This is a genomic window from Shewanella sp. 433 (genome assembly GCF_059338565.1).
In genome coordinates this window covers 1,966,105-1,984,892 of sequence record NZ_CM181703.1, presented here as the reverse complement: position 1 = coordinate 1,984,892, position 18,788 = coordinate 1,966,105, and the positions used below count along the sequence as shown (strand labels likewise).

The following is an 18,788-nucleotide window of genomic DNA, read 5'->3' as shown; positions in this document are numbered from 1 at the left end:
TTCCCAAAATTATCCTGCGTCGGCTAACGCCACCGCTTCATCAATATCGACGGCAACTATGCGTGATACCCCTAGTTCATGCATAGTGACACCTATTAATTGATCCGCCAATTCCATGGTGATCTTATTGTGACTAATATAAACAAATTGTACGCTTTGAGACATCTCTTTAACTAAACGACAGAATCTGTCGACATTAGCGTCATCGAGTGGCGCATCGACCTCATCCAACATACAAAAAGGCGCCGGATTGAGCCTAAAAATTGCAAATACCAATGATAAAGCGGTTAGCGCTTTTTCTCCACCAGAAAGCAGGTGAATTGTACTATTCTTTTTGCCTGGTGGACGCGCCATAATGGTCACTCCGGTTTCAAGCAAATCGTCATCGGTCAATGCTAGCTGCGCACTGCCACCACCAAACACCTTAGGAAACAATAACCCTAAATCTTGATTAACCTTATCAAATGTCTCTTTAAAGCGGGTTTTGGTTTCTTTATCAATCTTGCGGATCGCTTCTTCTAAACTGTTAAGCGCCTTATTTAAGTCGGCATCTTGGCTGTCTAAATAGTGTTTACGCTCACTTTGTTGCTCATACTCTTCAATTGCAGCCAAGTTGATGGCGCCTAACTGAGTAATACGGACTCGAACCTGCTCTAAGGCTTTTTGACGCTGTCCGACAGTGGTTGCTGCATCGAGTGTGGCTTTAACCGCCTCGAGATTAATCTCATGTTCTGTCAGCAAGGCCCGTTGGCTATCGGCCTGTCCCTTTATGCCTTCGCGTCGTAACTTTAGCGTGCTGATAGCCTGAGTCAAGTGTTCGATATTACCAAATAGTTGTTTTTGCTTAGTTACTATCTCATCGATCTGAGTTTGTAATTGCGCTTGCTGCGCACGTAATGCGGTCAATGCTTGCTGCTTAGCTTGTTGTATTTCCAGCTCTGCGTTCAGTTGCTGCTGCATCTGCTGCACGCTGTGATCGCTTATTGCTTGGTCGCTCCCCCCAAGTTGCTGGCTTAGGGCGGCCGATGCAGCTGACAGTTCACCGATCTGTTGTTGCAGCTGTTGTATTTGTTGTTGATTGAGCGCTAGATCAGTTTGCAATGTTTGCAGCGCGGTTTGGCTCTGACTGCACTGGCGAGCGCAGTCGGCGCGCTGCTGCTTTAATCGTTTAAGTTGGGCGCTACTTTCTTGCTGCGCCCGAGCACGCAGTTCGCTTTGCTTAATCAGGTCGCTAGCACGGGACTCATCGAAGCTTAAGCGCTCACTTAAGCCTAGGCAGCGCTGCTCATCGGCCGCTAAAGTCAGTTCTAGTTCACTGAGCTGCATCTCAAGCTGACTATGCTGCTCACGGGCATGGGCTATGCGCTGCTCAGCAGCATCAATTTGGCTATGTAATCGCTCAAGACTCAATTGCATTTGCTGCATTTGAACCGCGCCATCCTTGCAACGAGTGCGGCAGGTTAGCAGTTCGCTAGCACACAGCTGCGACTGCTGGCGAAAGGTGTTTAAGGTCGCTTCGCTGCTTGAAATACTGGCCGTTAATGCCTCTTTTTCCATTTTAAGCTGAATTAAAGCACTGCCCTGTTCGCTTTTTTGCAATATAAACCCATGACCGATTAGGTAGCCATCGGCTGTCACGATACGTTCATGTTGCTCGATACTGGGCAGCAAGGCTTGTGCGCTACTTAAATCGTTCGCCCAGCGCAAGTGCGCCAACCAAGGGGTCAAGTTAACGGCGGCGCTAACACCCACCCAGTCATGGGATTCAGTGGTGACAAACCCATGACCAGATGCGGCGTCCACTTTTTGGGTCAGCACCCCTTCGAGCGCCAAGTCGATGGCCACTTCCCATCCGGGAGTCACGTTAAGGGTTTGCCATAGGGCACTGCCATCATAGGTATCTTCACTGGGCAGTAAACGATTGACGACATTGAAACGACCTCGCTCCTCGGCTAAGGACTCTGAGAGCGCATCTATCTGCTGCGTGAGACGTTTATCTTGTTGTTCTAGCTCATTTAATTGGCTATTTAACTGCTGATTACTCTGGTTAAGCCGTTTAGATTGCGCTTGTAAATCATCGCGCTGAGCTTGTAATTGCTGCAGCTGGATCTTGGCGTTATCTTGATTGAGTTTGGCAAGCTGAGTGACTAAAGCCGCTTTTTGAGTTCTCTTTTGTGCCAAGTTACTTTGACTGTGGCTCAGTTCCGTTTGCGCCACTTTATAGGCTAACTGGTGCTGATTTTGCGCTTGTGTGGCGAGCACTTGTGCCTCGCTATCTTGCTCAAATGCTTGTTCGGCTTCGACGAGCTGCTCATCAAACACCTCAAGTTGCATCGACAACTGTTGGTATGCATCGATTGCTGCTTGGTGATGTTGGCTTAGTTGCTCGCGGCGATCATCTAACTCACTCAACTGACCCTGAGTTTGCATCAGCTTAGCTTGGGTATCTTCAACCCGTTGATGCAAGTGGGCATCTTGCTGCTGACGATGTTTTAGAGATTGTTCGAGTTTGGCGATATGGGTGCCGGTTAGATAAAAATCTTCTACCTGACGATGCTCTTGTTGATCGAGTTCATCGAGTTGCACCTTAAGCTGAGTATGCTCACTTTGCAGGGCCTCTTTCGCGGCGTCGAGCTCACTTTTTTTCAGCTCTTGACTAACAATGTCACTGCTGAGCTTATCAAACTGGGCTTGCAACTCAACAAAACGACAGACGCTCAGCTCTGCATCTTGGGTACGCTCGGTCTGTTTTAGGGCACGATATTGTTTAGCCGCTTGGGCTTGCTCGGCCAATTTATCAATTTGACGACCTAGCTCTTGGCGAATATCACCTAAGCGCTCTAGGTTTTCACGGGTATGGCGTATGCGATTTTCGGTTTCACGACGGCGCTCTTTGTAACGCGAGATCCCCGCCGCCTCTTCAATAAACACTCTAAGCTCTTGCGGCTTAGATTCGATAAGCCGCGAGATAGTCCCCTGCTCAATAATGGCGTAGCTGCGCGGCCCAAGCCCGGTGCCCATAAACAGGTCGGTAATGTCTTTACGACGACACTTTTGCCCGTTGAGAAAATACGCCGAATCACCATCACGGCTAACTTGGCGTTTAACCGCGACCTCTTGATAACTGGCGTACTGCCCAGCTAAGCGCCCCTGTTGATTGTCAAACAGTAACTCAACGCTGGCGACGGAAACGGGCCTACGGGCCGAGGAGCCATTAAAAATAACATCGGCCATCGAGTCGCCGCGCAGATGTTTGGCCGAGCTCTCACCTAACACCCAACGCACCGCGTCAATGACATTGGATTTACCGCAGCCGTTGGGGCCGATAATAGCACTTAGCGGTTGGTTAAAAGGGATTTTAGTAACATCGACAAACGACTTAAATCCAGCAAGTTTTATCTGTTTGAGTCTCATTGAGCCAGCGGGTCGTCTTTATTGATGGAGCCTGAAAAACTCCGGCGAATATTGGCTGCCACTTTAGCAAAGCACGGCGCATTTTGTAACGTTTTTTATCGCTTAGCGGCTCATTTCGCTCTTGTTTTTCGCGCTTTGCTGACACACAATCGTGGCTAATTCAGTTAACGGTGGTATTTAGCACAATGAATCAACAAACCCGCTCAACGCCCAAGAGTGGCGTCAACTATTTTATCGATGGTTTTCGGCTCATAAAGCAGCCTGGATTAAGACGTTTTGTCTTTATCCCGCTGACCATCAACTTGCTATTATTTTCGGCGGTGATCTATGTTGCCATTGGGCAACTGGAGCAGATGTTTACTTGGGTCACCAGCCAATTACCCGACTATTTAACGTGGCTTAACTTCTTACTCTGGCCACTGGCGGTACTCACCCTACTGGTGGTGCTCTCTTTTGTGTTTAGTTCGGTGATGAACTGGCTCGCCGCCCCTTTTAATGGGTTATTGGCCGAAAAAGTCGAGCAGTACTTAACGGGTAAAGACCTGAATACCGGCACCACGGTTGATCTCATCAAAGACTTGCCCCGCATCATGGGCCGAGAATGGATTAAGTTGAAATATTATTTACCGCGGGCATTGGTGTTTTTAATTTTGTTTTGGGTGCCATTTATTGGCCAAACCGCCGCCCCCATTCTGTGGTTTATGTTTAGTGCGTGGATGATGGCGATTCAATATTGTGATTATCCGTTTGATAACCACAAGGTGCCGTTTGAGGATATGAAATTTGCCCTCAATCAAACTAAGGGCAGCAGTTTCAGCTTTGGGGCATCGGTCACCTTGTTTTCAATGATCCCCATTGTTAACTTTATCGTGATGCCAGTGGCCATCTGCGGCGCGACCTCTATGTGGGTCGACAAATATCGGGCTGCCTATAAAAATAACCTTATCGCCCCCGAGTAACCGCCCGCCTTTTACCTGACGCATAAAGGGCGCTGCTACAACGCGGCGCCCTTTGCCATTAAGCCCTATACCATAGATTAAAGCTGATTTAGCGATTAAGTAGACTCAGCCACAGCACTAACCATGGTAGTCTCGGTGGGATTTAGCCTTTTTTTAGATAGATCGATCACCACAGTTGCCGATATTTTATCTTGGATCGCCTGGCGATTGGCATCCCAAAAAATTTGTATAAACCCTAACAGCCCTGTGGCAAATCCCGCGCCATAACCGCCATATCGCCCAAAGGCATCCCAGAGTGAAATGCCAGTGCCATCGAGCTGGATCACCCGAATATTGAGCAACTTTTTGCCCAAGGTTTGGCCATCGAACCAGGCAGTGAACACAGTGAAATAAAACGCGGCCCAGCCAAAACCTAAACCTAAATCGTTAAGCAGCCCCTTAGCCCACGCCAGCAGACTGTAAGGCGCGCGGTCAGTGCTATCGGACTCGCTACGGTTGGTGTCAGTAGGCAAAGCGATGCTGCCGGTATCATCTATAATGGGCTCGCCTTTATCGCCACTGCTCTGCGTAAAGCTAGGTTCTGGTGTGGCTGATATTGATGATGTTGTTGCCTCGGCAGCACCTTTAACAATGGCAGGTGTAGCGCTATCACTGGCAATCTCAATATTCGAGGCAAACATCTCTGTGACCATATGGGATAAATCAGCCTTGTCCGCTGGCGGCAACTCTAGCTCAGAGAGGATATCCAATAACATCTGCTGCTTGTCGGCCTCGCTAAGGCTTGTCGTGGCGAGCTTACTACTCAATTGAGCTAACTGCTTATCGGCACAAAGTCGGCTTTCACACAGGGTTAAGCTTAAGATGTCGGGCAATAATTTAAGTGATGCCAGCCCAACCTTGTCAGTACTCACATCTGTGCTATCTTGCTGCTGGACATCGCTATTTGCATCTTGTTTAAATTCAATCAGGTTATCACTGGTCACCCAAATGGTCATCAGCAGCATGGCGGCATATAACAGCCATTTCAGGGCGCGCCCTAGCTGATGGCTTTTGCGCTCGATCAATAAGGTTAATCCCACCAGCAAGATAAATACTGCCCCGGCCTGTTCGGCTAATACTGTGATTAATAGTCCATCAATAATCATTGCCAATCCCCGTTTTAATGGAGATGCCAAAGGCGTATACAGCACACTAGGGGCAATAGTAAATGCCAGCGGCGTGACAATGGTTTTTGGATCTTTGTCTCGATTTTTAAGGGCTCTATCAGGGTTCACACATCCGCTCCATGGGATAAATTAAGTTATCTATAGTGAACAAAAAATAGCTAAGATCAATGATTAATGGCTTTCCTTCCATTACCCAATGAAAACGAGCCATGAGGCGTCATCATTCCACCTCTGATATTGCTAGCGACTAATGGGCTGCGTTACACTGGGGTAATTAATGATAAATATGACTCTATTAATAACTAAAAAGAATAAAGAAGACGAAACTATCATTTCTAAACTGGCAAAAGAACACTATGATTTAACGGTATAAATAAAGGAGCAAGCAACCCATGAGTCACATTTTCGAAGATAATTCACATACTATTGGCCATACCCCTCTTGTTCGTCTCAATCGTGTCAGCAAGGGCTATGTCCTCGCAAAAATAGAAGCACGTAACCCTAGTTTCAGTGTTAAATGTCGCATCGGCGCAAACATGATTTGGGATGCAGAAAAAAAAGGCTTACTGACTTCGGATATCGAGCTGGTAGAACCCACCTCAGGTAACACTGGGATTGCATTAGCCTACGTTGCAGCTGCTCGCGGCTACAAATTAACATTGACCATGCCCAATACTATGAGTCTTGAGCGTCGTAAATTATTAAAAGCCTTGGGTGCCAACCTGGTATTAACCGAAGGCGCTAAAGGAATGAAAGGCGCTATCGACAAAGCCGAAGAAATTCGTCAATCAGCACCTGAAAAATACCTTATTTTAGGCCAGTTCGATAACCCAGCTAACCCAGAGATCCATGAGAAAACCACTGGACCTGAGATCTGGAACGACACCGACGGTGAAGTCGATGTTGTCGTGGCCGGTGTTGGCACCGGTGGGACCATCACAGGTATCAGCCGGTACATCAAAAATGTACAAGGTAAAGCGATCACGTCAGTGGCGGTTGAGCCAGTCGACTCACCCGTTATTGCCCAAACCTTAGCAGGCCAAACCATTCAACCTGGGCCACACAAAATTCAGGGTATTGGCGCGGGCTTCATTCCCGGTAACCTAGATTTAGAAGTGGTTGACCGCGTAGAAGCTGTCAGCAATGAAGATGCGATTGAAATGGCGCAGCGACTCATGAAAGAAGAAGGCATCTTAGTGGGAATTTCATCGGGTGCCGCCGTAGTTGCCGCTAATCGCATTGCGGCGCTGCCTGAATTTGAAGGCAAAAACATCGTGGTGATTTTACCTTCAGCAGCCGAGCGATACTTATCTTCAGTCTTGTTCCAAGGTCAATTTGGTGACGCTGAAAACGTGCAGTGATCTGTTTAATGTGTGTAAAACATTGATTAACAAGTTACTTATTTAATTGCTTTTGATTAAACCAGTCCATTCGGACTGGTTTTTTATTAGGTATGCTCATAAGGTTAAGCATTACTTAATCAACAATTAAAATAAATCAACTATTCTTATGCCACTCATCTTCCTACAATGACGTTACTGACAAAACGGACACTATTTTTGCTCGTGAATACCATGATAGTTAGCGCATGAAGAGTAGTCAGATAACTAAATGCTCAAGCAATTTGCTCAAGCTATTTACTCAACAAGTAAGGGGGATAAGATGAGACAAAAAATTCATTCTGTGTATCACGGTGCATCCCGCTTACCCAGCCCTTTGGGTGGCTTAGCCCTCGCTATCGCCAGCCTAGGTTGGGCTTGGGATACCTTGTTACCTCAGCTTAATGGCACAGGACAAACCGTGGGCGCGGCGATAGCCAGCGTGCTCTTACTGGCGCTTGTGGCTAAATTTTTGCTTCACCCTCAAATATTGAAAGAGGAATTAGCACACCCCGTTATCGGCAGTGTGTTACCCACTTTCGCCATGGCTTTGATGGTGGTATCTAACAGTGTTAGCCAGTTTAAGCTTCAACTTGGTCAAGGACTGTGGCTAACGGCTATCGTATTACACTTAGTCTTTTTATGCGTGTTTCTCTATCATCGCGCACGTGAATTTCAGCTCAATCACATGGTGCCGAGCTGGTTTGTCCCCCCTATTGGCATCATTGTGGCGGCAGTAAGCTACAGTGGCACTGACTACCAATGGCTTGCCCAAGCACTGCTTAAATTTGGGATTGGTTGTTACTTATTTTTATTGCCCGTGATGTTATACCGACTGATTTTTTGTGGTGAAATTGACGATGCGGCTAAGCCAACGATGGCGATCATGGCAGCCCCTGCCAGCTTGTCTTTGGCGGGTTACCTTAGCATCACTGAGCATCCGTCAACCATATTAGTGGCATTATTACTAGGTATCGCATTATTAATGACCAGCCTAGTGTACATGGCGCTGGTGAAACTCCTCACCCTGCCATTTTCACCAGGTTATGCGGCATTTACCTTTCCACTTGTGATTGGTGCTACCGCATTATTTAAAGTGTATCACTGGATTATTAATGAATTTGGTCAAACTGAATTAGCCATGGGCATAAAAACAACAGCCATTGTTGAATTAATGATTGCTAGCATCGTCGTCAGCTATGTTATTTATCGCTATGTACGTTTTTACAGCATGCAGGCGGTTAAGTAATGACCGTCTGCTACGATAATTAAACGGTCTAACCATAATATAAAAAGTGTTAAAATGGCTTACTAGAGATGAGCCTTACCCATAATTCAATATAATAAATCTTGCATCAATATATTGAAAACCATGACTTAGTAACACAATGTCATTAAATTGTTACCCGCAGAACTCATCTAAAGAACAGTTAATATTAAGGTGTTAGCTATGAAAGCATTTAATTCAAAAAAAATTATATGTAAAACAACTTTTTTACCGCAACAACTGCAACAAAATCACAACCAAAATCTATATAAAACAGCATGGTAAAGATGCCCGTCAGAGCAGTAGCAAAGTAATCTATATCAGCAAAGCTCACAAAAAATATTATTATATGACATTAATCAGACAATAAAAGCTGAAATGTTTATATTAAAAAAACCAATAGTTAATAAACTGAGCTCAATACGTTAACAACACTCTCTTCGATTGCTGTAACCCGTATGTTGCAGTTGTTATTTGGCTATGATTATATCCCCATAAGTAGAAGCGATTTATATAAGAAAACTATTAAAAACCTTTTACTTAACAAAAAATCAAATCAATAACAATATTCTCAGGGAGAATCAAAATGCAGCCTAATTCTATATTGGCTAAAGCTGTGCGTTTTGCATTAATAAGTGGTGCCACTGCCGCCGCACTTGGAACATCTGTAGCCTATGCGGCCAATGAAGATAGTAGCGTTGAACGAATCGAAGTAACAGGTTCACGCATTAAGCGTACCGATATGGAAACCGCCACACCGGTTACGGTAATGAGTGCCGACGAAATGGCCAAACAGGGTTTCACTAATATTCAAGATGCGTTAGAAAGCCTAACATCAACAACTGGTGCGATGACCACACAATCTGTGCATGGTTTTACCCCTGCAGCGTCATCAATCAGTTTACGTGGTGCTGGCGCAAACCGGACCTTAACGCTTATCAATGGTAAACGCCTGAACCAATACCCGAAACCTGCAGGCGGTACTGATAACTTCGTTGACACGGCTAACCTGCCGATGGAAGCGGTACAACGTATCGAAATTTTACAATCGGGTGGTTCGGCTATTTACGGTGCCGATGCCGTCGGTGGCGTCATTAACATCATCTTGAAGAAAGACTTTGAAGGCGTTGCCATCAAGTATCGCCACGGCGATACCAGTAACGGTGGTGGCGGCAGTGACCGTATTGCCTTGTCGTTAGGAGCCTCTTCTGATCGCGGTAACGTATCAAGCTTTATTGAATTTACCGATAACCAGCAGCTTAAAGCAACCGACCGTGATAATTTTGGCCTGCACACGGATAAGGTCCCTTACAGTCCCTATTCGGCATACAGTTCGTACGGCGCACGCATTGCCGCTATCGCTCGTGACGATAAGACGGTTCCAACAGGACAACGGGTACTAACGGCACAAGAGTGCACTGACGCCGGCTTTACTATGGCTGGAAGCCTATGTGGCTTTGACCGTTCACAATGGCGCGATCTACAACCAGAAAGCACGCGCTTTATCAGCTCGACTAATTTTAACTATGAGATAGCCGATGATATCTCTTTTGTTGGCCGTCTCGATTTTGCTGAAGCCAAATCGGTAACCAATATCGAACCTATGGCCATTGGTGATGAATATGGCATCACAGTCGATGGTAATAGCCTCACTGTCACAGGCGCTGGCCAAAGTAAAACATTTGCCGACAAAACATTAGCCCTTGGCGGCGACTTTGCCAATGCAGAAAACGGCGAATACTTTTACGCCCGCCGCCTGACTGAATTTGGTAGCCGCGGCGGTGAAACCAAGACACGTAACTACTTCTTTACTACTGGTCTTGAGGGCATGTTAGCCGACGAATATAACTGGGATGCATCGATAAACTACGGCCGCACTAATGTCGACGTGCTTGGCCAAGGTTTAGCGACTGAGCTTGGCATGTATAACTATCTGACTGCTGGAGATAACGGTAATTCATTATTTAAAAAAATGAGTGGTAGCGATGTGGCTAACGCATCTTATACGCCATTTGAAACAGCCCAGTCGACCCAGAAAAACATTCAAGCCAATATCTCAGGCATGGCGTTTGAAATGCCTGCTGGTGATGCAATGTTTGCCTTTGGTGCTGAGTACTCAGAGCAAGATTATCAAAGCGATGCCGACTCTGAGTCGAAAAAAGGCAATGTGTTAAACAAAGGTGGCTCATCAGGTGCGGGCGAGCGCTCATACTGGGCAACCTACGCCGAGCTTAGCTTACCTGTATCTGATGTGGTCACCATCAACGCGGCGCTGCGTTACGATGATTACGATGATTTTGGCAGTAACTTGTCACCACAGATCGCCGTTGAATATCGTCCACTACGCGAACTCTTAGTGCGTGGTTCGGTCTCTAGTGTGTTCCGCGCTCCCGATATGCACCGTGTTTATGGCGATCCTACCGAGGCTTTCTCATCGGTTATCGACTTCAAGCAGTGTCAAGCGATGGGCGGCACCCCTGGCCAAGCGTATGACAATGACCCAGCACTGAATGAAGTGTGTAAAGAACTGCACATCGATATGACCACAGGCTCTAATAAAGATCTCGAAGCTGAAACCGGTTATACCGCTAACATTGGTGCGGTATGGGGCGGCGATACGCTTAATGCTTCTTTCGACCTATGGGAGTGGAAACTCGATGACATGGTCAGCGATATCAGCCCAAGCAAGGCGGCGCGTGAATATGAGCAATATGCAGATATGATCACCCGTGATGAAAGCGGCAAAATCACCCATATCAACGCCGTTGCCCAAAACCTCGCCTTCCAAAAAGTACGTGGTATTGATGTTACTGCGGGCTATGGCTGGGATCTTGAGCAATTTGGTGAACTAAAACTTAACTTTAACGGTAGCTATATTCTGCTGTCGGAAGGTCAGATCTCACCAACCGATCCTATCGAAGACGATATCGAAAATGGCGGCCTCCCCCAGTACCGCGCTAACCTTGTTTTAGGTTGGTTTGTTGATGATTTCGAAGCGACACTGGGTGCTTATCACACGGCGCGTATGCACGGTATGTACTACAAATCGTTTAAGCAATCAGCTATCGATAAGGGCGAAGCGTTTGAAGAAAGCGCATATGAAGTGGCGTCACAAACGAAGTGGAACCTGACTGCAGGTTACAACATTAGCGATGCGATTAAGGTGAAAGCCGGTGTTGTTAATCTATTTGATGCCGGTCCTAACTTCGATCCAACGGCCACCTCTTGGCCACATTATGACCGCTCGGTTTACAATGCACGTGGACGCGAATGGTTTGTTGAAGGTGAAGTGAAGTTCTAACATCAATATCACCTATTAAAAACGGCATCCTTGGATGCCGTTTTTTATCGCGCAAGACAAGTTTAATACGCCAGCCTCTGACTCATCATGTACACGATAAGCTAAACAAAACCTAAATAATGCGCCGCGATAACCAATAGACTCGATACGACAAACAAGCCCAACATAAAACGCCAAATAAACTTAAGCCATATACCCCAATCGACTCGGCACACACCTAATGTCGCCATTAATGACGCCGATGTGGGCACCAACACATTGGTAAATCCATCGCCCAGTTGAAAGGCCAGTACCGCCACTTGCCTGCTCACCCCCACAATATCGGCTAATGGCGCCATCAAGGGCATAGTCAAGGCCGCTTGACCCGAACCCGAGGTAACAAAGAAATTAAATACCGCTTGGAATAACAACATGAACCACGCCGATAACGCCGCGGGCAGCTGACCAATAATACTGCCCGCGCCACTAAGCAAGGTATTGAGCACACTGGGCGAGGTCGGATCGCCGCCGCCCAGTAAAATTAAGATCCCCGAGGCACAGCCCACCAAAATTGCCGGCTCTAACATGGTCGCCGCGCCCTGCTTAAAACTGCTGGCAACTCGGTTAATGGTCATGTCATTGAGCCCAAACACCACGGCAATCACCCCCACGGCGATCCCCATCGTAAAAAACTGACTGGCGATTTCAGGAATAAACCACCCATTGGCCACCACGCCCCATATCACCCACACCACAGTCACTAAGATGCTGCTGAGCACTAGGATATCGCCCCAATTAAAGCGCGAGTCTAGGCTGGCATGAGACTGATGATCACGGAAATATTGATCGCTTTGATAACTGTATGACAAACTTGGTGTGGCGCGGATCTTAGCGCCATAACGCATGGTAAAGATGATCCCCATCAGCGTAAAACCGGCCCACATCAGCCCACGAATGCCAGCACCCGACAACACCGGCACGCCGGCGATACCTTGAGCGATGGCCACACTAAACGGGTTCATCCACGAACTGGCAAAACCAATTTGGGTCGCCACATATGTCACCATAACAGTGGTGATGCCATCAAAGCCTAAACGGATCATTAACGGGCAGATAATAATCGCAAAGGCAATGGCTTCCTCCCCCATGCCAAAGACCGCGCCGCCCAGCGAGAATAGGGTAAATAATGCGGGGATAAACAGGTTTTCATTACCTTGAGTTTTGTCGATTAAGCGCAAGATACCATTGTCTATGGTACCGGTTTCCATCACGACCCCAAAAGCACCGCCAATGACTAACATAAACATGATGACGCCAATGGCCGTGCCCCACTTAGACCCCGAGACTAAGCCTTCAAACGCGAAATTAAAAAAGCCCACCCCACCGCCGCCTTCAAACAGCGCCACGGGTTGCATCACCGCATGACCACTGTCATCGCGTTGATATTGAAATGAACTTGGATCAACCACACTGCGGCTTTTCTCAACACCATCGCTTACATAAACAATCTCTTGGGTGTCAAATGAGCCCACTGGCACTAAATAGGTCAATGCCATGGCGGCTAGGGCGACAAAGAAAATAATAACTAAGGTATCTGGCATCTGCCAGCGGGTGAGCGACGTTGCGACAACAGAGGATTCTTGAGTAGTTTGTGAGTGCATGTTACGACCATGATTCTTATTATGATGAGACAATCTGCACGCAAATATAAACTAATTCACCCATCATTTACACTGACGCAGCATTTTTGCGACTAAGTTAGCTGCAAGCCTCACCTCGTCTGCGCATTACTGTGCTCACTTAAACGTACGACAAACAGCAAAAAGCCGCTTGATGACAAGCATCAAGCGGATGTTCAAGTCAAAAATCAGCGACGAACGATGTTGATGGTTACAGATGAGCACCGGCCTGACGCGATGGACGCCGCTGGATCATATGGCTCAGCAACATCGCTGCTAATGAGACCACCAAAGCCGGTACAATTGGGTGGATCTGCCACATAAAGGGTGCGCTCCATTGCAGCAATAAATAACAACCTAAGCCCGAGACCATAGCCACCAGCGCGCTGCTGCCATTAATGCTTGGCCAAAAGACGCCAGCAATAATCGGCCATAAAAACACTGCCTGCAGGGCACCAAAGGCGGCTAAATTGATCCACACTATCATTTTGGGCGGCGACAGCGCCCAATAGGTGGCCACCAAGGTAATAAGGGTTATGGCGATGCGCGTCAAACGCACCTGCGCGCTTGAACTTAAACTGGGGTAGCGTTTAAGCGCACCATCACGAATCAGGCTCACCGCCGATTGCAATAGCATAGAGTCCACCGACGACATTACCGCCGCAATGGGGGCTGCCAGCAATACCCCAGCCCAAAACGGATGAAATAACCCAGCAATCAAGGTCGGCATAATGTCATCGGGTACTGATAAATCAGGGTAAAGCGCCCGTCCGAGTACACCGCACAAATGGGGCAATAGGGTCATCAAGAAACAGATCACCGTACCCCATATTATGCCTCGCTTCAATGACGCGCGATCTTTAACCGCCAATAACCTGACTAGGGTATGAGGTAATCCCATAGTGCCAAAACAGATCAACACCCAAAATGACAACATCATCGGCCAACCAAGAGCATCATTGACCCCGTGCGGAGTTAACATGGCCGGCGAATAATCACTAACCCGCTGCATCAGCTCAGGCAATGGCGCCTGTAACAATATCACCACCAACAGCAGTAACAATCCAGCTAACATGACCATGCCCTGCAGCGCATCGGTCATGACGACGGCACGAAAGCCGCCGGTTAAGGTATAGGCCAACACCGTGACCACAAATAGCCCTAAGCCCAGCTCATAACTGATGCCGCTAACACCTGCAAATAAGCGGGCGCCGCCAATAAATTGCACCGCGATCATTGCAATAAAGCCCGTCACCAGACTGAGTACCGCTATTCGGCTAAGCCAGGGACTGTGGTAGCGGCTATCGAGCCATTCGATTAAGGTAGCATGCTGCGCGGCGCGCTGGCGCAAAAACTTAGGGCCCAACACCCCTAAGGTTAAAATGGCGACAGGCACTTGAATTAATGCCAGCCATACCCAGCCTAAGCCCATTTTGTAAGCCGCCCCAGGGCCGCCAATAAATGAACTGGCACTGGTGTAGGTTGCCACGAGTGTGAGCGCCAGCAAGGGACCATTCAAAAAGGCGCCACCAATAAAAAACCGTTTTGCTTTATCTTGATAAAGCTCACCATTGGTTTGATTTTGCCTATGGCTCCACCAACGAGTGATCACTAGGCTCAGTAATAAGTAGCCTAATACTGGCAGTAGATTAATCATCAGCAACCACACTCATCACTAACACCAGTACCAAAATCAACAGCAGAGGCGCAGCAATACAGGAAAACCAAAACCACAAGGGTAACCCTACCCATGTACCAGCATCTTTTAATAATAAGGGGCCAGCGCACCATAACAGCAGATAGCCAAGGGTTAATGCCAATGCCATTTTCGACAATGAAACCATAAGGAGTACACGAGAAATAAACCAAGTGCCCGATTCTAGACAAAACCAATAACATGGGCTAGCCCTAATCATCAACGCCGCGGGGAGGATGGCAAAATTTCACGCTACAATGGACTCACATCAGCCGCGAGCGCCCTAGTCTGATGTTTTATCCTCTCGATAAGCGGTGAGTAAGGTGGCCTTTTTAGCCATTGAGACAGGGCTCACCTGCTATAAGTGCTGCTAACAAGTGCGTTAACGCACAGTCCCGCCAAAAAAGTGAAGCGCATCTAGGTCTGCTCAAATAGATCAACAACTTACTTGTATCCCTTGCCTGACGCTCCTACAATCACAGGCAAGCAACCATCAATAAAATTGATACTTTAAATTCATTATTTTTTCCGTTAGGAGACCTGCTAGCCGTGATGAAGTATTCACTCAAACAAATCATGGTTTTTGATGCCGTTGCCAGCTTAGAAAGTGTCAGCGCCGCCGCAAGAAAACTGTCGATGACTCAATCAGCCGTCAGTATGTCACTGGGACAATTAGAAAATCTTTTGGGTCGGCCACTGTTTATTCGACAAGGTAACCGACTCACGCTTAGTCACTGGGGCAACTGGTTACGCCCTAGAGCGAGAAGACTGCTACAAGATGCGCAGCAAATCGAATTAGGCCTTCATGAACAACACCTTATTAGCGGGCGCTTCCGATTATGCTCTAGCCAGACCGCGGCGGAGCATCTTTTACCCGAGCTTATCAGTAAAATCGATACTGATTTCCCCGAGCTGAGGATCGAACTTACCGTTGAAAATACTGACAATGTGATCGATGGTCTGCTCAATTATGAGTATGACTTCGGCATTATTGAAGGGCGTAATGACGATGCACGGTTATATCAAGAACAATGGCTGGACGATCATTTAGTGGTGGTAGCGTCTCCGCATCACCCTTATGCCAGTAATAAAACCACCAGCCTATCGCAATTAGAGCAGGCGAAGTGGGTGTTGCGTGAACAAGGAGCTGGTACACGGCGTATTTTTGAAGGCGCGATACACGGAATAATTGAGAAATTAAATGTATGGAAGGAGTATGAGCATGTCTCGTTACTTAAAGCACTGGTAAAAAATGGGACTTACTTAAGTAGCTTACCCTTTTTAGATGTTGAGAAAGAGGTTGCCGCTGGCGAGTTGGTGATCCTCTCAACGCCGCAGCTCAATATGCAACGCCACCTCTCTTTTATATGGCGCAGTGACTCTGGTGACAACCCATTAAGAGACTGCGTGATAACCGAAGCGCGGCGACTGAGTAAACACCGCCAGCGCAGCAAGAAAACTTAAATAATACCCAGATATAAGCAAATGGGGCGTTCAGCCCCATTGCTTAGCGATTAATGATGATTGACTAGCGATACCCTAATTGACAGCTCATTGCTCACGCATAGACTGCACATACTTTCGCTGCCAGCGCTTCACGACTAATCACGCCGAGCAGTTGACCCGCTTCCACCACAGGAAAACAACTGGGTTTATTGGCGTATGCATGCCTTAAACGCTCCTCATAACTGGCAAACGTACTACCGGTGAGTACCCCCATTTGGCTGACTGGGAATAATTTATTTCTGTCGACTACCATAAGTTCAATCACATCAGCGACGGCATCATTAGGGGCTACGGTTAGCACTTGGGTTTGCATCAAGTCAGCCACTTTATAGGGAATGCCGCGCACATATTCTTCTGACCATAGGCTACGCAATAAATCTTGCTGTGAAATAAACCCCAGTAACCTTTGCTGCTCATCAATAACCGGTGCGCCCCGTTCATTGGCATCACATAAGCGCTTAAGGCCTTCATAGACTGATAACTCAGGTGTTAAGGTAAAAGGCGTGGTGTTCATAATATCGCTAATATTAAGTTTTTGAATTGATTTAGGCATTGATAACTCTCCAGAAGAAGCTACTGATAACGGATTTGTTTGAATATAAGCATCATGGCTCGCCGATTGGTGAACTGATTCAGTCAAGGAAGATGGCGCTTGCGTAACTGATTTTTGAGCGGCTAAAGGGGTAATACACTCGGCCAGTGGTGGCGGTGCAATATGCAGTACAGTGGCAACTTGAAGCTGTTTCTCAATCAGCCAGTAGCCTAAACCCACCAATAATCCGCCGCCGACTATGTTGCCAAGCGTCACGGGGATCAGGTTATGTAAGATAAAGTGGGCAATGGTTAAATCGCTATACTGCGTCGCACTGATCCCGGCGCTAGCAAAAAAGCTCGCATCGGCAAAATGGGCAATAGCAATTCCAAGGGGCACCATAAACAGATTGGCGATGCTGTGTTCAAAGCCACTGCTGACAAACATGGCCACCGGCAACATTAATAAAATGGCTTTAGTCAGTGCATCTTTGCTGGCGAAGGTCATCCATACACCAAGGCAAACCAACATGTTACACAACACCCCCAGCACAAAGGCTTGCCCCCAACCATAATGCAATTTGTGCTGCGCAATATTGAGTGCGTTCACGCCCCATAAGCCGCCATCGAGTTGATGCATGCCACCAGCAAATACCAGCCCTAGCATCAAGAGGGCGCCCAATACATTGCCAACATAAACTCGCAGCCAACAGATAAGTAGCGCTTTGGTGCTTACCAGTTTTTGTGCCCACGCCACGGTGCTGAGTACGGTACTGGTAAACAGCTCACCGCCACAGATCACCACCAACATTAAGCCCAAGCTGAAGGCTAACCCGCCCGCAAGCCTAACTAGGCCCCACGAACCGCTAGCCCCGGTTGTCACCGTGATATAAAACACAAAGGCTAATGCAATAAAAGCTCCAGCGAAGGCTGCTAAGCCGATGGACTGGCCGTGAGATTTATTGACTTTTGACAACCCATAATGCTCGGCATCTAAATACATACTCATCGAGCCACTGGGTGCCTCTGCGCTGGAGTGTTGAGCCAAGTGGGGCTGCTCTTGTTGGCTATTCATCGAAGAAGGTGACATCACTGCCCCTCCTTCATACCAAAATATCGAGGCTGATATCTGGCGCATTTACTTAATAACATTCTGTACTCCATCATAAATTAAGTAAGAGGTTCATTAGATATGGATAAGCTAGCCTTAAATTAAGCAGAAGAAAATCTGATAATAATGAACGTTAGTATCAATATAAATGATGTAAATCCCCTACAAATAACTCAGTGGTACACAAGCCGCAAAATAGTGGTTAACCTACTGTATTAATTAGATTAGTTACATAAAAACAACAGAGGTAATAGGCAGAAGACGCCAATGAAAGATGAAGTGCTCAAAGACAGATAACCAAAGCTTAATTCTGTCTATTGCTGGCTCGTCCTAACCGCATAAAGCGTGACCCGACCCTCACTAAACCAATCTTTGCGCCATACAAGCACATCAAATCACGCCGCAAAGAGAGGCAGGTCAAGCAAACTCAAAACCAGCGAGGCGCTTCACAAAACTCTTGGTTAATGAGAGCCAAGCAGCAGCGCAATATGCGTGCCTAATTAGAAAAAATCGGCTACTTCGTGGTGTAAGTTGTTAAGTTGCTCCCAATTCATCTAATCTTTAGTTTCAACTTTATTGATACTTAATGTCAGCCTTATTTGGCTGTGTTAAGATTTTTAAGGTAAATTGGTCAGACCAATTTTAGGCAAGTAAGGGACGCATCTGCTCACTCTAAAATGGAGCGTTTTCATTTCATTTACAGTAGCGGCCAAGTTAATCGAGTATCACAGACGGCATAAATGCCTGCACCACTTGACTAACTTATTAGGGATTCAGTTGCAGCCATCATCAATTTTGAT

The 18,788-nt window shown here is 47.0% G+C and carries 11 protein-coding genes; 5 read left to right on the top strand and 6 right to left on the bottom strand.

Going from position 1 to position 18,788, the window contains the following annotated elements:
* Nucleotides 1-9: 9 nt before the first annotated feature.
* Nucleotides 10-3,414: a chromosome segregation protein SMC gene (locus AC5YB1_RS08655; protein ID WP_494521502.1), complete on the bottom strand. Its 3,405-nt coding sequence runs from the start codon at nt 3,412-3,414 to the stop codon at nt 10-12.
* A gap of 185 nt (nt 3,415-3,599) precedes the next feature.
* Between AC5YB1_RS08655 and cysZ the strand changes: the two genes are divergently transcribed.
* Entirely contained in the window at nt 3,600-4,373 is a 774-nt protein-coding gene (cysZ, locus tag AC5YB1_RS08650; RefSeq protein ID WP_494521501.1) for a sulfate transporter CysZ, read from the top strand.
* Nucleotides 4,374-4,468: 95 nt separating this feature from the next.
* Here cysZ and AC5YB1_RS08645 read toward each other — a convergent pair whose 3' ends face one another.
* Complete coding sequence (locus AC5YB1_RS08645; protein WP_494521500.1) at nt 4,469-5,647, bottom strand: RDD family protein; 1,179 nt, start codon at nt 5,645-5,647, stop codon at nt 4,469-4,471.
* A gap of 284 nt (nt 5,648-5,931) precedes the next feature.
* Between AC5YB1_RS08645 and cysK the strand changes: the two genes are divergently transcribed.
* The 3 genes from cysK (at nt 5,932) to AC5YB1_RS08630 (ending at nt 11,486) form a co-directional block, all read left to right on the top strand.
* Nucleotides 5,932-6,900 carry a cysteine synthase A gene (gene cysK / locus AC5YB1_RS08640; protein WP_494521499.1) on the top strand — a complete coding sequence of 323 codons (969 nt, stop codon included), beginning with the start codon at nt 5,932-5,934 and terminating at the stop codon, nt 6,898-6,900.
* Between the two features lie 301 nt (nt 6,901-7,201).
* Nucleotides 7,202-8,167, top strand: a complete 966-nt coding sequence (locus tag AC5YB1_RS08635) for a TDT family transporter (RefSeq protein WP_494521498.1) — start codon at nt 7,202-7,204, stop codon at nt 8,165-8,167.
* A 604-nt stretch (nt 8,168-8,771) separates the two neighbouring features.
* Nucleotides 8,772-11,486, top strand: a complete 2,715-nt coding sequence (locus AC5YB1_RS08630) for a TonB-dependent receptor plug domain-containing protein (protein ID WP_494521497.1) — start codon at nt 8,772-8,774, stop codon at nt 11,484-11,486.
* Nucleotides 11,487-11,587: 101 nt separating this feature from the next.
* On the opposite strand, the gene yfcC is transcribed toward AC5YB1_RS08630, so the two are convergent.
* From yfcC to AC5YB1_RS08615, 3 genes are all read right to left on the bottom strand, one after another.
* A complete protein-coding gene (gene yfcC, locus AC5YB1_RS08625; RefSeq protein ID WP_494521496.1) occupies nt 11,588-13,126 on the bottom strand; it encodes a putative basic amino acid antiporter YfcC in 1,539 nt (512 codons plus the stop codon).
* A 229-nt stretch (nt 13,127-13,355) separates the two neighbouring features.
* Nucleotides 13,356-14,801: a sodium/pantothenate symporter gene (gene panF / locus AC5YB1_RS08620; RefSeq protein ID WP_494521495.1), complete on the bottom strand. Its 1,446-nt coding sequence runs from the start codon at nt 14,799-14,801 to the stop codon at nt 13,356-13,358.
* Nucleotides 14,794-14,970, bottom strand: coding sequence for a DUF997 family protein (locus tag AC5YB1_RS08615; RefSeq protein ID WP_494521494.1), 177 nt, complete (start codon nt 14,968-14,970; stop codon nt 14,794-14,796). Before AC5YB1_RS08615 ends, panF begins: the two co-directional genes overlap by 8 nt.
* A 422-nt stretch (nt 14,971-15,392) precedes the next feature.
* Here AC5YB1_RS08615 and AC5YB1_RS08610 point away from each other — a divergent pair, with 422 nt between their 5' ends.
* Nucleotides 15,393-16,304, top strand: coding sequence for a LysR family transcriptional regulator (locus AC5YB1_RS08610; protein ID WP_494521613.1), 912 nt, complete (start codon nt 15,393-15,395; stop codon nt 16,302-16,304).
* 94 nt (nt 16,305-16,398) lie between these two features.
* Here AC5YB1_RS08610 and focA read toward each other — a convergent pair whose 3' ends face one another.
* Nucleotides 16,399-17,967, bottom strand: a complete 1,569-nt coding sequence (gene focA, locus AC5YB1_RS08605) for a formate transporter FocA (RefSeq protein ID WP_494521493.1) — start codon at nt 17,965-17,967, stop codon at nt 16,399-16,401.
* Between the last annotated feature and the right edge of the window lie 821 nt (nt 17,968-18,788).